Raw genomic sequence first — 13,057 nt, forward strand, 5'->3', positions numbered from 1 at the left:
TTATTTTTGAATTATTATGTATGCAACAAAAAAAGACCCATTCGCAATGAATGGGTCTTTCCAAAATAATATTAACGTTTTGAGAACTGAGGAGCACGACGTGCTGCTTTAAGTCCGTATTTCTTACGTTCCTTCATACGTGGATCACGAGTCAAGAATCCTGCTTTCTTAAGAGCAGGGCGTAACTCAGGATCTACTTTAAGCAACGCACGTGAAATACCGTGACGGATTGCACCTGCTTGACCGGAAGTTCCTCCACCATGAGCAATTACGAGGATATCGTATTTGTCCAAAGTTTCTGTTAAGTTAAGAGGTTGTTTAACGATCAGCTTTAGCGTTTCTAGATTGAAGTAATCATTGATGTCGCGTTTATTGATTAGAATTCGTCCTTCACCCGGTAGAAGGCGAACACGTGCTACCGAATGTTTACGACGACCTGTACCATAGTATTGTACTTGTGCCATGAAAACTGTCCTCCCTTTTAATTACCCGCGAAGTTCGTAGACTTCTGGTTTTTGTGCTACATGTGGATGATCCGTACCTGCATAGACTTTAAGTCTCAACTTCATGCTGTTACCCATACGGGTTTTAGGAAGCATACCGTTAACTGCTGCTTCGATTACACGTTCTGGTTTAGTCTTGAGCATGTCACCAGCAGAAGTGATTTTCAATCCACCTGTGTGCATGGAGTGACGGTAGTATTTCTTATCCTTTAATTTGTTACCTGTTAAATAAATCTTCTCAGCATTGATCACAACAACGAAATCTCCTGTGTCAACGTGTGTTGTAAATTGTGGCTTGTGTTTGCCGCGAATAAGTGCAGCAACTTCTGTAGCTAAACGACCGAGCGTTTTGCCTTCAGCATCAACAATATGCCAATTGCGCTCTAATTCATTAGGCTTAGCCATATAGGTGGTACGCATAGATAGTTCCTCCTTGTTTTCGTCCGAAAATTAATCTTGTTCATTTATCTTCGATCATATTCGATCATAGTAGTTAGCTAAATCATAATTAGTTTACATATTAATGTGATCATTCTTATTTGGGGCTGTGGGAAAGCCATTAAGAAAACACAATTTTTATTGTACAGTATAGATATACAATTCGCAAGCATATTCTCATAATTATTCCGTTCTACCCCAAAAATAGTTCACATTATTAAAACAAGTCGCTAAATACATCCAAAACAGATTTCTTTTTCTTATTGTAATGTCCATTTGAGTTGCCATGTTGGGGACGTTTGGAATCATACTTCTCCTCTTCGTAACGTTTATCATTCCATTCGTTATAAGCAGGACGTTGTTCACGTACTTCTGACATTAATTTCTCAAGTTCATTCCGGTCAAGCCATACACCCTTGCACTCAGGACAAACATCGATCATAACACCACTTTTTTCTACTTCACGCATGCGAACATCATTACAAACTGGACACTTCATCCACATATCCTCCTTCAAGCTATTGAATCATTACTTTAAGTTAATTAGAAATACAGTGATTAAAGATCACTATACTCCACACTACACAACGTAAGCCCTTTTCCTTCGGCTGTAGGTCCGGCTTTAGAACGGTCCTCCGCTTTCAGAATGATAGGAATATCATCGGCATTCTTCTTGCCTTCCCCAACCTCTAGCAAAGTTCCCATTATAATTCGAACCATATGCTGAAGAAAACCATTTCCCGTTACATAGGTATGGATGACACCTTGATCCCGTGAATTCGGTCGACACATAGATTGATCAACGACCATATATGCATCATACAAAGTACGTATATGTGATGGTTTAGTCGAATTCTTTGAAGCAAAAGAAGTAAAGTCATAAGTTCCTATTAAATGTTTCAACCCTTCCTCCATAGCAGCAATGTTCAATCTACTAGGATGGTGAGTTTGAGTCCGTCTATGAAATACATCAATGAACTGATTCGCATTTATCGTATATAGGTATGTCTTACGCTTAGCTGCCCTTCTAGCGTGAAATGATAGCGGAACCTCTACTGCATCCCTCACAATAATATCTTGCGGGAGACGAGTGTTCAGCGCCTGACACCATCGTTCCACAGGTATGATAGAAGAAGTAGTAAAATTAAAAACCTGACCGTAGGCATGTACGCCTGAATCTGTCCGACCAGAAGCTATAATCTTCAACTCTTCCCCTGTCAAACACTTAATAGCATGCTCCAATCGATCCTGCACTGTAATTCCATCTGGCTGAGTCTGGAATCCGTTATAATTCGTACCTTCGTAACTAACCTTCATACAAAGATTACGCATCACTTATCTCACCTCAATTAACCGCACAGTAAGAAGAATAACAATAAAGAAAAAGAAGCCCCATTCGGAGCTTCCATTGTTCCGAAATGAAGTGAAAAAAAGGGTTAATCTAGAATCTACGATTCTTTATTCCCCTTTCTCCATTTCGTCAGTTTACACGCTTACGCGCGGTCTACTAATTCCAAATATACCATAGGCGCAGAATCGCCACGACGAGGTCCTAGTTTAAGGATACGAGTGTATCCACCTGGACGCTCAGAGTAACGAGGTGCCAAATCAGTAAACAATTTTTGAATAGCGTCTTGTTCGCCATCAACAGTTTCTTTACGTACGAATGCTGCCACTTGACGACGGGCATGAAGATCTCCCTTTTTCGCTTTAGTGATCAGTTTTTCAGCAATAGAACGAACTTCTTTTGCCTTAGCCTCCGTTGTTTGGATGCGTTCGTATAAGAATAGGTCCGTTACCAGGTCACGAAATAATGCCTTACGTGCGCTGGAATCGCGGCCTAACTTTTGGTATGCCATGTTTTCCCCTCCTTCACTAACGACTCTTAGAAGCTATTCTTCCGACCGTAGACCTAAACCAAGTTCCTCAAGCTTCTCTTGTACTTCCTCTAAAGATTTGCGGCCCAAGTTACGAACCTTCATCATATCTTCTTCGGTTTTAGTAGTAAGCTCTTGTACTGTGTTAATACCAGCACGCTTAAGGCAGTTGTAAGAACGGACTGAGAGATCAAGCTCTTCGATCGTCATCTCAAGCACTTTTTCTTTTTTGTCTTCTTCTTTTTCAACCATGATCTCCGCATCTTTAGCTTCATCTGTAAGACCTACAAACAGCATCAAATGCTCAGTTAAAATCTTGGCACCGAGACTCACAGCCTCTTCTGGTCTGATGCTACCATCAGTCCAAATTTCTAGAGTAAGTTTGTCATAGTTCGTCACTTGACCAACCCGAGTATTCTCCACGCCATAATTGACACGGGAAATCGGAGTGTAGATAGAATCAATCGGAATGACGCCAATTGGCTGATCATCACGCTTGTTCTTATCTGCTGTAACATAGCCACGACCACGACTTGCAAAAATACGCATGTGAAGTCTAGCACCAGGACCCAATGTTGCAATGTGAAGATCCGGGTTAAGGATTTCCACATCACTATCCGCACGAATATCAGCTGCAGTGATTACTCCTTCGCCTTCAGCATCAATCTCGAACACTTTCTCTTCGTCAGAATGAATTTTAAGGGATAGAGCTTTCAGATTCAGGATGATCTCCGTTACGTCTTCTTTTACACCCGGAACTGTTGAGAACTCATGTAGAACACCGTCAATCTGAACCGATGTTACAGCTGCGCCAGGCAGCGAGGATAACATGATCCGTCGAAGTGAATTCCCTAGAGTAGTACCATATCCCCGTTCCAGCGGTTCTATTACGAACTTCCCATAGGCTCCATCTTCGTTGACATCTACAGTCTCGATTTTCGGCTTTTCGATTTCAATCACGCATGTTCCCTCCTTCAAACGTCGCTCCTATATGAACTAGTCACCTTGTCAAGCGTATCCATGTAGTATGCCTAAACAACCATTGTTAGCAGATTGCGCCGGTTTTATACCACATTGTTCAGGTTGACTTTATTAGACACGACGACGTTTCGGTGGGCGGCATCCATTATGTGGAACTGGAGTTACGTCTTTAATAACGTTAACTTCCAATCCAGCAGCCTGTAAAGAACGGATCGCTGCTTCACGACCAGCACCAGGACCTTTAACCATAACTTCAACTGTTTTCATACCATGTTCCATTGCAGCTTTAGCAGCTTGTTCAGCAGCCATTTGTGCAGCAAATGGAGTCGATTTACGGGAACCTCTAAATCCTAGACCGCCTGAGCTTGCCCAAGAAATTGCATTACCGTGTGGATCCGTAATAGTTACGATAGTATTGTTGAACGTGGAACGAATATGTGCCACGCCAGATTCGATATTTTTGCGGTCACGACGTTTAGTACGTACGACTTTTTTCGGTTTAGCCATTGTTCTTTATCCCCCCTTATTATTTCTTCTTATTTGCTACCGTACGACGAGGGCCTTTCCGTGTACGTGCATTCGTCTTGGTACGTTGTCCGCGAACCGGCAACCCACGGCGATGACGCACACCACGATAGCAACCAATCTCAACTAGACGTTTAATATTCAAGGAAATTTCACGACGAAGGTCACCTTCAACCTTAACCATCTTGTCGATCGTTTCACGCAATTTGCTCACTTCATCTTCAGTCAAATCTCTTACACGAGTTTCAGAACTAATGCCTGTTTCTTTCAAAATCTTCTGGGAAGTTGTTCTACCAATCCCGAAAATGTAAGTCAAGGCGATCTCAACGCGCTTTTCACGTGGCAAATCCACTCCAGCTATACGAGCCATTTTACGCTACACCCCCTTCTTTAACCTTGTTTTTGTTTGTGTTTCGGATTTTCGCAAATCACCATTACAGTCCCTTTGCGACGAATAACTTTACATTTTTCGCACATGGGTTTTACAGAAGGTCTTACCTTCATGTTAATTACCTCCCTAAAGTTTTGCGAAGCAAAACTAACTTCGTAAGGATCAGCTCAGTTTTGCGAAGCAAAACTGACTTCGAAAGCATTCACCAAGTTTTGCATTGCAAAACTCTCTTCGTAGTAATAACTATGTTTCGCCAAGCAAAACATACTACAATCTTACTAGTACTCTTTGTTTAAGAGAACTATTTACGGTAAGTTATACGACCTTTGGTTAAATCATAAGGTGATAACTGTACGACCACTTTATCTCCCGTCAGAATACGGATAAAGTGCATCCGTAGCTTTCCTGAAACATGGGCAAGTATTTGATGACCGTTCTCAAGCTCAACCTTAAATGTTGCATTTGGAAGCAACTCAAGGACCGTACCTTCTATTTCAATAACATCTTCTTTGGCCACAGTTAGTCTCCTTTCTCTTCAGCATGTATTGCGGTGGACTGATTAAACTTCATAACTGCATGACGCAGTTTGCCGTTTGTTACCCGACCGCTTTCAATTAAACTGTCTACAACCTCACTGCTAATAAAAGGCTGGGGGTCCAGATGAAGAAGATTTTTCTTTTTCGCTTGGTCAAACTTACGTTTATCCCCATCCGCAATATAGACAAACTTGTTATCGGCTTTTGAGAGAATAACAGCTACCTGTCCGGCATCCTTACCTCTCAAGATTCTCACAACTTGACCGATGTGCGTCTCGGTTTGTTCTTTCATATACAATCACCTACGACTTCAGTTTTTGTGATTATCCCATTAACAAGCAGTAATGTAATGTTAGTTTAATTTGTCACTGTCGGGAAATCCATGCTCCAAGACCGAAGCGCAAATGCGAACAGGAAAACCATTGTAGTCCTTACAAGAGCGATTGAGTTTAGAATGATGATGTACGGGTTAACAAGACAACTTGTCACCATCTCATGTCTAGCTTCATTCATAAAGCCAAGTTCCGTTGTGGACTTACTAATGATCATTACATCGAACCTCGCAGTAATGATACGATTTCGTCGGAAACCGCACCAATTTCCTTTTCACCATCGATCTGACGCAATTTACCTTTGTTCTCATAGAACTCTAAGAGCGGTGTTGTTTTATTAATATATTCGTCAAGGCGAGTTCCTACGCTCTCTTCGTTATCATCAGAACGTTGATACAATTCTCCAGCGCATTTATCACATATACCTTCCTGTACAGGCGGGTTAAAGATCACATGATATGTGGCTCCACAGTTCTTGCATATCCGTCTTCCAGTTAGACGCGCCAACAATTTGTTGCGGTCAACCTTCAAGTTAATGACATGATCCAATTGAGTGTTTAAGCGTGATAGAATCCCATCAAGCGCTTCCGCTTGCGAAAGAGTTCTTGGAAAGCCGTCCAATAGAAAACCTTTTTCGCAATCGGACTGCTGAAGTCGTTCTTCCACAATCCCGATCGTTACATCATCCGGTACCAACAAGCCTTGATCCATATACTCTTTAGCTTTGATCCCGATTGGTGTTCCTTGTTTAATCGCCAGACGAAATGCATCGCCTGTTGAAATATGAGGAATCCCATACTCGTTCACAATAGCAGCTGCTTGCGTTCCTTTACCTGCCCCAGGAGGGCCCATGAATAGAATGTTCAATATCTGTCACTCCCTTCAAGAGATTCCCATTGCAAGAAATAACGCAACAGGCGCCGGGAAGTTCATTAACTTCGCCGGACCTATCCATTATTTATTAATGAAACCTTTATAATGGCGTTTGATCAATTGACTCTCGATTTGCTTCATAGTATCCAATGCTACACCGATGATGATGAGCAATGCAGTACCCCCGATTTGAACCGAGCTAGGCAAACCAGCCAAAGATCCTAATAATATTGGCATTAAAGAAATAACAGCAAGGAATATGGCACCAGACATCGTTAGACGAGACATAACTCTTGTCATATACTTCTCTGTTGCTTTCCCTGGGCGTATGCCTGGGATATATCCACCATTCTTCTTCATATTATCAGCCATTTGTTGAGGATTCATCTGAACAAATGTATAAAAGAATGTAAAACCAATGATCATCATAACGTAGAGTACCATACCAAGAGGTTCATCATGTCTTAAGTTAACGGTAACCCATTTTGCCCACGCATGTGAAGACCAAAAGCTTGAAATGATAATTGGAAATTGTAGTAATGAAACGGCGAAGATAACTGGAATTACGCCTGCTGCATTGATCTTCAGCGGTATGTGCGTATTTTGTCCTCCGTACATTTTATTACCAACAACACGTTTTGCATATTGTACTGGAATCTTGCGAATCGCTTGCTGAATAAATATAACTCCAACAATGATCGCAATAATCACTAAAACAATAATAATAGTCTTCAGTGAATTCATAAACAATTGATTGTCTTGAATGAAATCGGATTGTGCTGTTGTACGAATATAAGTTGGGATATTTGCTACGATACCTGCAAAGATCAGAATCGAAATCCCGTTACCAATACCCTTTTCCGTAATCTGCTCACCAAGCCACATTAGGAATGCTGTACCTGCAGTCAATACAATTGCAATCAGAACATATTTACCAAATGTTGCATTAGGAATCATTTCGGTTCCATACATACGGTTGAAACCGATAGACATCGCGAATGCTTGAATTAATCCTAATACTATCGTAGCATAACGAGTCAATTGTGTTGACTTTTTCTTACCATGCTCACCTTGTTTTGCCCACTCGGCAAGCTTTGGAATAACATCCATAGAGAGCAATTGCACTATGATGGACGCTGTAATATATGGCGTAATTCCAAGGGCTAATATAGAGAACTGAAACAGTGCTCCACCCGAGAAAGTGTTGAGGAGACCAAACAATTCAGCACCTGCTTGATTACTAGCGCTTAAGGCTTCTTTGTTTACTCCGGGAACCGGAACAAAAGTACCAATACGATAGATAAACAATACGAACAATGTGAAGAAAATTCTTTTGCGTAGGTCTTCAACATGCCAAATATTTCTAAGAGTCTTGAACATTAGATCACCTCGGTTTTACCGCCGGCAGCCTCGATTTTCTCTACCGCAGATTGAGAAAACTTATTCGCTTTGACAGTCAGCTTTACAGTAACTTCGCCGTTGCCAAGAATCTTGATTCCGCTTTTAGCATTTTTCACGATTCCATTTTCGAACAAAAATTCTGGTGTTACTTCTGTATCTGCAGCAAAGTTGTTAAGATCTTCGATGTTCACAATCGCATATTCTTTACGCGTAGGATTTGTAAATCCGCGTTTAGGCAAGCGACGATACAACGGGTTTTGGCCACCTTCGAAACCAGGACGAACACCGCCGCCGGAACGAGAATTTTGACCTTTATGACCACGACCTGATGTTTTACCCGTGCCACTACTAGTACCGCGTCCAACACGTTTGCGTTCTTTGCGGGAACCAGGAGCAGAGGAAAGCTCATGTAACTTCATCGTTCGTTGCACCTCCTTAAGATTTGTAAGTTAGTCTAGGTAGATTAACCTTCTATTTCTGTAACTGATACTAAATGGCTCACTTTATTGATCATTCCACGAATAGCAGGATTGTCGTTATGAACCACGATTTGGTTGACTTTACGCAAGCCTAATGTATTGACAGTCGTACGTTGAGTCCCTGGACGACCAATTAGACTACGGACAAGGGTAATTTGAAGTTTAGTCATGACATTCACTCCTTAACCGAGCAACTCTTCGACGGATTTGCCGCGTAATTTCGCAACATCCTCAGCGCGTTTTAGACGGGACAAGCCTTCTAAAGTCGCGTTGACCATATTCATGGAGTTCGAAGAACCCAAAGATTTTGTCAAGATATCTCCTACACCAGCTAGTTCAAGAACCGCACGTACAGGACCACCGGCAATAACTCCAGTACCTTCAGATGCTGGTTTCAACAAAACGCGACCGGCACCGAAATGACCTGTAACAAGGTGAGGAATGGTTGTTCCAACAAGCGGAACATGAATCAGATTTTTCTTAGCATCATCGATGCCTTTACGGATCGCATCAGGTACTTCGCCAGCTTTACCGATACCAGCGCCAACGTAACCTTTTCCATCGCCGACAACTACCAACGCGCTAAAGCTAAAACGGCGTCCGCCTTTTACAACTTTAGATACGCGGTTAATATTTACAACTCTTTCAGTCAGTTCTAAAGTATTCGGATCTACACGCAAGTCGTTAACCTCCTTTTTAAAAATGTCTTAAAATTCTAGCCCTGCTTCACGAGCTGCATCAGCAAGTGCTTGAATCCGTCCATGGTACAAGTAACCTCCACGGTCAAAAACAACAGATGCAACACCTTTATCCTTAGCACGTTTAGCGATCAATTCGCCAACTTTACGAGCGGATTCTACGTTACCACCATTGCTGATTTCTTCGCTTAACCCCTTATCAACAGTAGATGCTGATACGATAGTTACACCAGTTACATCATCAATTAGTTGAGCATAGATATGTTTTGAAGAACGGAATACGTTAAGACGTGGACGTTCAACGGTTCCAGTAATTTTCTTACGAACACGAAGATGTCTTCTTACACGTGCTTTGTTCTTATCTTGTTTGTTAATCATGACTTCCATTTCACTCCCTTCAGTTTGCCTTCAAAGCATCACTTTAAGACGCACAAGGTAAAAGATAGGCAAGAAAAAATAATTTATTTTTTCTTACCAGCTTTACCTTCCTTACGGATAATGCGTTCACCTTCATACTTAATCCCTTTACCTTTGTAAGGTTCAGGTTCGCGTACGGAACGAATCTCAGCAGCGTATGCACCTACGCGCTCTTTATCAATTCCCTTAACGATGATTTTCGTGTTAACAGGTACTTCAAATTCGATACCTGGCTCTGGTGAAATTTCAACTGGATGAGAGTAACCTACGTTCAATACGATTTTATCTCCGGTTTTGCTTGCACGATACCCGACCCCAACCAATTCCAGATTCTTCGTAAATCCTTCAGTTACACCCGTAACCATATTATTGACAACGCTGCGAGTTGTTCCGTGAAGGGAACGATGCGTTTTGTTATCAGATGGACGTTCTACATTGATTTCGTTGTTATCTACCGTTACTTTCATGTCTTTATGAAGTTCACGGGTCAAAGTACCCTTAGGTCCCTTAACTGTAATAACTGTCTTATTAAGTGTGATTTCTACACCACTTGGTACTGCTATAGGCTTGCGACCAATACGAGACATGTGTGTTGCACCTCCTTGTCTTGTGACATTATATTACCAAACGTAGCAGACAACTTCTCCGCCAGCTTTTGATTGACGAGCTTCTTTATCCGTGATTACTCCCTTAGATGTAGAGATAATCGCAATACCTAGACCGCCTAGAACACGAGGAACTTCATTGCTCTTCGTGTACACGCGAAGGCCTGGTTTACTAATTCTCTTCAACCCGGTAATAACACGTTCATTATTTTGACCGTATTTCAAGAAAATACGGATAATCCCTTGTTTGTTATCAGCGATAACTTCTGCATCACGTATGAAACCTTCACGCTTCAAGATATCAGCGATTTGTTTCTTCATTGTTGAAGCAGGCATTTCTACTGTCTCATGACGCACTGTATTAGCGTTACGAATACGAGTCAACATATCTGCGATTGGATCAGACATAGTCATGTGTGTAAACCTCCTTCCCGTTATGGACTTCTTACCAGCTTGCTTTTTTCACGCCAGGAATCTGGCCCTTATGAGCTAATTCACGGAAACAAATTCTGCAAACTTTAAACTTTTGCAGTACCGAATGCGGACGACCACAACGTTCACAGCGAGTATAAGCACGAACCTTATATTTTGGTGTACGTTGTTGTTTTACTACCATCGAAGTTTTTGCCACTTTAGCCTGACACCTCCTAATAATTTTCGGAGAAATTAATTTGCGAAATTATTTCGCAAAAGGCATTCCCAGTTGAGCAAGTAGCTCGCGGGATTCTTCATCTGTATTGGCTGTCGTTACGATAACGATATCCATTCCACGAACTTTATCTATTTTGTCATACTCTATCTCAGGGAAGATTAACTGATCCTTGAGTCCAAGTGTATAGTTACCACGTCCATCAAATGCTTTGGTGGATACGCCGTGGAAGTCACGAACACGTGCTAGTGTTACATTGAACAATTTGTCCAAGAAGTAGTACATACGCTCACCGCGAAGTGTAACCTTCACGCCGATTGGCATGTTCTCACGCAATTTAAATCCAGCGATGGATTTCTTAGCACGAGTAATGACCGGTTTTTGACCTGCGATTAGTTGCATGTCATTAACAGCGGCATCAAGTACTTTAGAGTTCGAAACAGCTTCACCAACACCCATGTTGATAACTACTTTCTCGATCTTAGGCACTTGCATGACTGTCGTATAATTAAACTTCTGCATCAAAGCAGGTGTAATTTCATTCAAGAAACGCTCTTTCATTCTTACTGCCATGGATCACAAACCTCCTTTCTTCACTATTCCTTAGTCGATAACTTCTCCGGATTTTTTCGCTACGCGAACCTTTTTTCCGTTATCCAATACTTTGTATCCGATGCGAGTTACGCTTCCGCTTTTAGGATCAATATGCATCACGTTTGAGACGTGGATAGCTGCTTCTTGATCAATGATACCGCCTTGCGGATTAGCTTGATTAGGCTTTTGGTGTTTTTTCACCATGTTTACGCCCTCTACTAGCACCCGATTATGGCGAGGATAAGCTGCAATGACACGGCCTTTTTTACCTTTGTCTTTACCGCTGATCACCATAACAGTATCATCTTTTTTCACGTGAAGTTTATGGCTATGGGATTCTAGAACTTTTTTAACTTTTGGCATTTGTTACACCTCCTGCGGCTTGCGATACGTTGCAAGAACTTTAAGGGTCTTTTAATTTAGATAACTTCCGGTGCCAAGGAAACGATTTTCATGAAGTCTCTGTCGCGAAGTTCGCGAGCAACAGGTCCAAAAATACGAGTTCCACGTGGGCTCTTATCATCTTTAACAACAACCGCTGCATTTTCGTCAAATGCGATATATGAACCGTCTTTACGACGAACTGTACGCTTAGTACGAACTACAACAGCCTTAACAACATCACCTTTTTTGACAACGCCGCCTGGTGTTGCTTGTTTAACAGAACACACGATCAAATCACCGATTGCTGCTGTACGACGACCAGTTCCTCCCAAAACGCGGATACACATTAGTTCCTTCGCTCCGGAGTTGTCTGCTACATGCAAACGTGTAAATGGTTGAATCATTGATATTTCCTCCTTTCGAAAAAAACTATCACTGGTTTAGATGATTACCGCTTTTTCAACGATCTCAACTAATCTCCAGCATTTATCCTTAGAAAGCGGACGAGTTTCCATTATTTTAACGGTATCCCCGATTTTAGCTGTATTATTCTCATCATGCGCTTTAAATTTCTTAGTCGATTTAAGACGCTTGTGATACAAGCTATGCTTTTTGTGTGTTTCAACAGCAATAACGATTGTTTTGTCCATTTTGTCGCTGACTACTTTACCGAATTGCACTTTCCGAGCATTGCGTTCTTCGCTCATAGTTAGCCTCCTTCCTGAATATAGACAGGTGTGTCAAATTCAATTAACTAATGCCGAGAATTCTCTCATGGATAATAGTTTTAGCACGAGCTATTTCTTTACGTACATCACGAATCCGTGTAGGGTTATCAAGCTGGCCGGTAGCCAGTTGAAAACGGAGATTAAAGAGTTCTTCTTTAAATCCGGATATTTTTTGCTCTATCTCAGCAGAGGTTAGGTTGCGAAATTCACTAGCTTTCATTTGCTTCACCACCCAATTCTTCACGTTTCACAAACTTCGTTTTTACTGGTAGTTTATGAGAAGCAAGACGCATCGCTTCACGAGCGATTTCTTCAGATACTCCACCAAGTTCAAACATAATCTTGCCTGGTTTTACTACAGCAACCCATTTCTCCACGTTACCTTTACCACTACCCATCCGCACTTCTAGAGGCTTCTGTGTAACTGGTTTGTCCGGGAAAATCTTAATCCAAACTTTACCGCCACGTTTGATATAACGAGTCATTGCGATACGCGCAGCCTCGATTTGACGGTTAGTGACCCATGAAGGCTCTGTAGCTTGAAGACCGAATTCGCCGAAGTTCAACTCTGTACCGCCTTTTGCCATACCTCTCATGTGACCGCGTTGTTGCTTACGGTGTTTTACACGTTTTGGTACCAACATGA

The 13,057-nt window shown here is 41.8% G+C and carries 26 protein-coding genes; all 26 read right to left on the reverse strand.

Annotated features, from left to right (window positions below; translation table 11 throughout):
* Nucleotides 1–71: 71 nt before the first annotated feature.
* A complete protein-coding gene (rpsI, locus tag UB51_RS19415) occupies nucleotides 72–464 on the reverse strand; it encodes a 30S ribosomal protein S9 (protein WP_044878690.1) in 393 nt (130 codons plus the stop codon).
* 21 nt (nucleotides 465–485) lie between these two features.
* Entirely contained in the window at nucleotides 486–923 is a 438-nt protein-coding gene (gene rplM / locus UB51_RS19420; RefSeq protein ID WP_044878691.1) for a 50S ribosomal protein L13, read from the reverse strand.
* Nucleotides 924–1,158: 235 nt separating this feature from the next.
* A complete protein-coding gene (locus tag UB51_RS19425) occupies nucleotides 1,159–1,440 on the reverse strand; it encodes a TFIIB-type zinc ribbon-containing protein (RefSeq protein WP_044878692.1) in 282 nt (93 codons plus the stop codon).
* Between the two features lie 59 nt (nucleotides 1,441–1,499).
* The gene (truA, locus tag UB51_RS19430) at nucleotides 1,500–2,273 is read right to left on the reverse strand and encodes a tRNA pseudouridine(38-40) synthase TruA (protein WP_044878693.1); all 774 of its coding nucleotides are present in this window, start codon (nucleotides 2,271–2,273) and stop codon (nucleotides 1,500–1,502) included.
* Between the two features lie 161 nt (nucleotides 2,274–2,434).
* Entirely contained in the window at nucleotides 2,435–2,800 is a 366-nt protein-coding gene (rplQ, locus tag UB51_RS19435) for a 50S ribosomal protein L17 (RefSeq protein ID WP_044878694.1), read from the reverse strand.
* Nucleotides 2,801–2,833: 33 nt separating this feature from the next.
* A complete protein-coding gene (locus tag UB51_RS19440; RefSeq protein ID WP_044878695.1) occupies nucleotides 2,834–3,778 on the reverse strand; it encodes a DNA-directed RNA polymerase subunit alpha in 945 nt (314 codons plus the stop codon).
* A 132-nt stretch (nucleotides 3,779–3,910) separates the two neighbouring features.
* Nucleotides 3,911–4,306, reverse strand: a complete 396-nt coding sequence (rpsK, locus tag UB51_RS19445) for a 30S ribosomal protein S11 (protein WP_044878696.1) — start codon at nucleotides 4,304–4,306, stop codon at nucleotides 3,911–3,913.
* Nucleotides 4,307–4,325: 19 nt separating this feature from the next.
* Entirely contained in the window at nucleotides 4,326–4,694 is a 369-nt protein-coding gene (rpsM, locus tag UB51_RS19450; RefSeq protein WP_044878697.1) for a 30S ribosomal protein S13, read from the reverse strand.
* A gap of 20 nt (nucleotides 4,695–4,714) precedes the next feature.
* Nucleotides 4,715–4,828: a 50S ribosomal protein L36 gene (gene rpmJ, locus UB51_RS19455; protein ID WP_026688601.1), complete on the reverse strand. Its 114-nt coding sequence runs from the start codon at nucleotides 4,826–4,828 to the stop codon at nucleotides 4,715–4,717.
* A 188-nt stretch (nucleotides 4,829–5,016) separates the two neighbouring features.
* Nucleotides 5,017–5,232 (reverse strand): translation initiation factor IF-1, encoded by a 216-nt coding sequence (gene infA / locus UB51_RS19460; RefSeq protein WP_044878698.1) that lies wholly within the window; start codon nucleotides 5,230–5,232, stop codon nucleotides 5,017–5,019.
* A gap of 2 nt (nucleotides 5,233–5,234) precedes the next feature.
* On the reverse strand, nucleotides 5,235–5,543 hold the full coding sequence (locus UB51_RS19465) for a KOW domain-containing RNA-binding protein (RefSeq protein WP_044878699.1): 309 nt from the start codon (nucleotides 5,541–5,543) through the stop codon (nucleotides 5,235–5,237).
* 256 nt (nucleotides 5,544–5,799) lie between these two features.
* Nucleotides 5,800–6,450 (reverse strand): adenylate kinase, encoded by a 651-nt coding sequence (locus tag UB51_RS19470; RefSeq protein ID WP_044878700.1) that lies wholly within the window; start codon nucleotides 6,448–6,450, stop codon nucleotides 5,800–5,802.
* 87 nt (nucleotides 6,451–6,537) lie between these two features.
* Complete coding sequence (gene secY / locus UB51_RS19475; RefSeq protein ID WP_044878701.1) at nucleotides 6,538–7,836, reverse strand: preprotein translocase subunit SecY; 1,299 nt, start codon at nucleotides 7,834–7,836, stop codon at nucleotides 6,538–6,540.
* Nucleotides 7,836–8,276 carry a 50S ribosomal protein L15 gene (rplO, locus tag UB51_RS19480; RefSeq protein WP_044878702.1) on the reverse strand — a complete coding sequence of 147 codons (441 nt, stop codon included), beginning with the start codon at nucleotides 8,274–8,276 and terminating at the stop codon, nucleotides 7,836–7,838. Before rplO ends, secY begins: the two co-directional genes overlap by 1 nt.
* A gap of 44 nt (nucleotides 8,277–8,320) precedes the next feature.
* Nucleotides 8,321–8,506 (reverse strand): 50S ribosomal protein L30, encoded by a 186-nt coding sequence (gene rpmD / locus UB51_RS19485; RefSeq protein ID WP_044878703.1) that lies wholly within the window; start codon nucleotides 8,504–8,506, stop codon nucleotides 8,321–8,323.
* A gap of 12 nt (nucleotides 8,507–8,518) precedes the next feature.
* Nucleotides 8,519–9,016: a 30S ribosomal protein S5 gene (gene rpsE, locus UB51_RS19490; RefSeq protein WP_044878704.1), complete on the reverse strand. Its 498-nt coding sequence runs from the start codon at nucleotides 9,014–9,016 to the stop codon at nucleotides 8,519–8,521.
* A 27-nt stretch (nucleotides 9,017–9,043) separates the two neighbouring features.
* Entirely contained in the window at nucleotides 9,044–9,412 is a 369-nt protein-coding gene (rplR, locus tag UB51_RS19495; protein ID WP_044880312.1) for a 50S ribosomal protein L18, read from the reverse strand.
* An 83-nt stretch (nucleotides 9,413–9,495) separates the two neighbouring features.
* Nucleotides 9,496–10,038: a 50S ribosomal protein L6 gene (gene rplF, locus UB51_RS19500; RefSeq protein WP_044878705.1), complete on the reverse strand. Its 543-nt coding sequence runs from the start codon at nucleotides 10,036–10,038 to the stop codon at nucleotides 9,496–9,498.
* 33 nt (nucleotides 10,039–10,071) lie between these two features.
* The gene (gene rpsH / locus UB51_RS19505; RefSeq protein ID WP_044878706.1) at nucleotides 10,072–10,470 is read right to left on the reverse strand and encodes a 30S ribosomal protein S8; all 399 of its coding nucleotides are present in this window, start codon (nucleotides 10,468–10,470) and stop codon (nucleotides 10,072–10,074) included.
* A gap of 31 nt (nucleotides 10,471–10,501) precedes the next feature.
* Nucleotides 10,502–10,687, reverse strand: a complete 186-nt coding sequence (locus UB51_RS19510; RefSeq protein WP_044878707.1) for a type Z 30S ribosomal protein S14 — start codon at nucleotides 10,685–10,687, stop codon at nucleotides 10,502–10,504.
* Between the two features lie 48 nt (nucleotides 10,688–10,735).
* A complete protein-coding gene (gene rplE, locus UB51_RS19515) occupies nucleotides 10,736–11,278 on the reverse strand; it encodes a 50S ribosomal protein L5 (RefSeq protein WP_044878708.1) in 543 nt (180 codons plus the stop codon).
* A gap of 30 nt (nucleotides 11,279–11,308) precedes the next feature.
* The gene (gene rplX / locus UB51_RS19520; RefSeq protein WP_044878709.1) at nucleotides 11,309–11,662 is read right to left on the reverse strand and encodes a 50S ribosomal protein L24; all 354 of its coding nucleotides are present in this window, start codon (nucleotides 11,660–11,662) and stop codon (nucleotides 11,309–11,311) included.
* A 56-nt stretch (nucleotides 11,663–11,718) separates the two neighbouring features.
* On the reverse strand, nucleotides 11,719–12,087 hold the full coding sequence (gene rplN, locus UB51_RS19525; RefSeq protein WP_044878710.1) for a 50S ribosomal protein L14: 369 nt from the start codon (nucleotides 12,085–12,087) through the stop codon (nucleotides 11,719–11,721).
* Nucleotides 12,088–12,123: 36 nt separating this feature from the next.
* A complete protein-coding gene (rpsQ, locus tag UB51_RS19530; RefSeq protein ID WP_044878711.1) occupies nucleotides 12,124–12,390 on the reverse strand; it encodes a 30S ribosomal protein S17 in 267 nt (88 codons plus the stop codon).
* A gap of 43 nt (nucleotides 12,391–12,433) precedes the next feature.
* Nucleotides 12,434–12,631: a 50S ribosomal protein L29 gene (gene rpmC / locus UB51_RS19535; protein ID WP_044878712.1), complete on the reverse strand. Its 198-nt coding sequence runs from the start codon at nucleotides 12,629–12,631 to the stop codon at nucleotides 12,434–12,436.
* Nucleotides 12,621–13,055, reverse strand: coding sequence for a 50S ribosomal protein L16 (gene rplP, locus UB51_RS19540; protein ID WP_044878713.1), 435 nt, complete (start codon nucleotides 13,053–13,055; stop codon nucleotides 12,621–12,623). Before rplP ends, rpmC begins: the two co-directional genes overlap by 11 nt.
* Nucleotides 13,056–13,057: the final 2 nt, after the last annotated feature.

Source organism: Paenibacillus sp. IHBB 10380 (assembly GCF_000949425.1).
Classification (GTDB): domain Bacteria; phylum Bacillota; class Bacilli; order Paenibacillales; family Paenibacillaceae; genus Paenibacillus_AQ.

What these genes read in the sequence shown, in the direction of transcription:
- rpsI (WP_044878690.1), bottom strand. Translation starts at nt 464, where the DNA reads ATGGCACAAGTACAATACTATGGTACAGGTCGTCGTAAACATTCGGTA.
- rplM (WP_044878691.1), bottom strand. Translation starts at nt 923, where the DNA reads ATGCGTACCACCTATATGGCTAAGCCTAATGAATTAGAGCGCAATTGG.
- UB51_RS19425 (WP_044878692.1), bottom strand. Translation starts at nt 1,440, where the DNA reads ATGAAGTGTCCAGTTTGTAATGATGTTCGCATGCGTGAAGTAGAAAAA.
- truA (WP_044878693.1), bottom strand. Translation starts at nt 2,273, where the DNA reads ATGCGTAATCTTTGTATGAAGGTTAGTTACGAAGGTACGAATTATAAC.
- rplQ (WP_044878694.1), bottom strand. Translation starts at nt 2,800, where the DNA reads ATGGCATACCAAAAGTTAGGCCGCGATTCCAGCGCACGTAAGGCATTA.
- rpsK (WP_044878696.1), bottom strand. Translation starts at nt 4,306, where the DNA reads ATGGCTAAACCGAAAAAAGTCGTACGTACTAAACGTCGTGACCGCAAA.
- rpsM (WP_044878697.1), bottom strand. Translation starts at nt 4,694, where the DNA reads ATGGCTCGTATAGCTGGAGTGGATTTGCCACGTGAAAAGCGCGTTGAG.
- rpmJ (WP_026688601.1), bottom strand. Translation starts at nt 4,828, where the DNA reads ATGAAGGTAAGACCTTCTGTAAAACCCATGTGCGAAAAATGTAAAGTT.
- UB51_RS19465 (WP_044878699.1), bottom strand. Translation starts at nt 5,543, where the DNA reads ATGAAAGAACAAACCGAGACGCACATCGGTCAAGTTGTGAGAATCTTG.
- secY (WP_044878701.1), bottom strand. Translation starts at nt 7,836, where the DNA reads ATGTTCAAGACTCTTAGAAATATTTGGCATGTTGAAGACCTACGCAAA.
- rplO (WP_044878702.1), bottom strand. Translation starts at nt 8,276, where the DNA reads ATGAAGTTACATGAGCTTTCCTCTGCTCCTGGTTCCCGCAAAGAACGC.
- rpmD (WP_044878703.1), bottom strand. Translation starts at nt 8,506, where the DNA reads ATGACTAAACTTCAAATTACCCTTGTCCGTAGTCTAATTGGTCGTCCA.
- rplR (WP_044880312.1), bottom strand. Translation starts at nt 9,412, where the DNA reads ATGATTAACAAACAAGATAAGAACAAAGCACGTGTAAGAAGACATCTT.
- rplF (WP_044878705.1), bottom strand. Translation starts at nt 10,038, where the DNA reads ATGTCTCGTATTGGTCGCAAGCCTATAGCAGTACCAAGTGGTGTAGAA.
- rpsH (WP_044878706.1), bottom strand. Translation starts at nt 10,470, where the DNA reads ATGACTATGTCTGATCCAATCGCAGATATGTTGACTCGTATTCGTAAC.
- rplE (WP_044878708.1), bottom strand. Translation starts at nt 11,278, where the DNA reads ATGGCAGTAAGAATGAAAGAGCGTTTCTTGAATGAAATTACACCTGCT.
- rplX (WP_044878709.1), bottom strand. Translation starts at nt 11,662, where the DNA reads ATGCCAAAAGTTAAAAAAGTTCTAGAATCCCATAGCCATAAACTTCAC.
- rplN (WP_044878710.1), bottom strand. Translation starts at nt 12,087, where the DNA reads ATGATTCAACCATTTACACGTTTGCATGTAGCAGACAACTCCGGAGCG.
- rpsQ (WP_044878711.1), bottom strand. Translation starts at nt 12,390, where the DNA reads ATGAGCGAAGAACGCAATGCTCGGAAAGTGCAATTCGGTAAAGTAGTC.
- rpmC (WP_044878712.1), bottom strand. Translation starts at nt 12,631, where the DNA reads ATGAAAGCTAGTGAATTTCGCAACCTAACCTCTGCTGAGATAGAGCAA.
- rplP (WP_044878713.1), bottom strand. Translation starts at nt 13,055, where the DNA reads ATGTTGGTACCAAAACGTGTAAAACACCGTAAGCAACAACGCGGTCAC.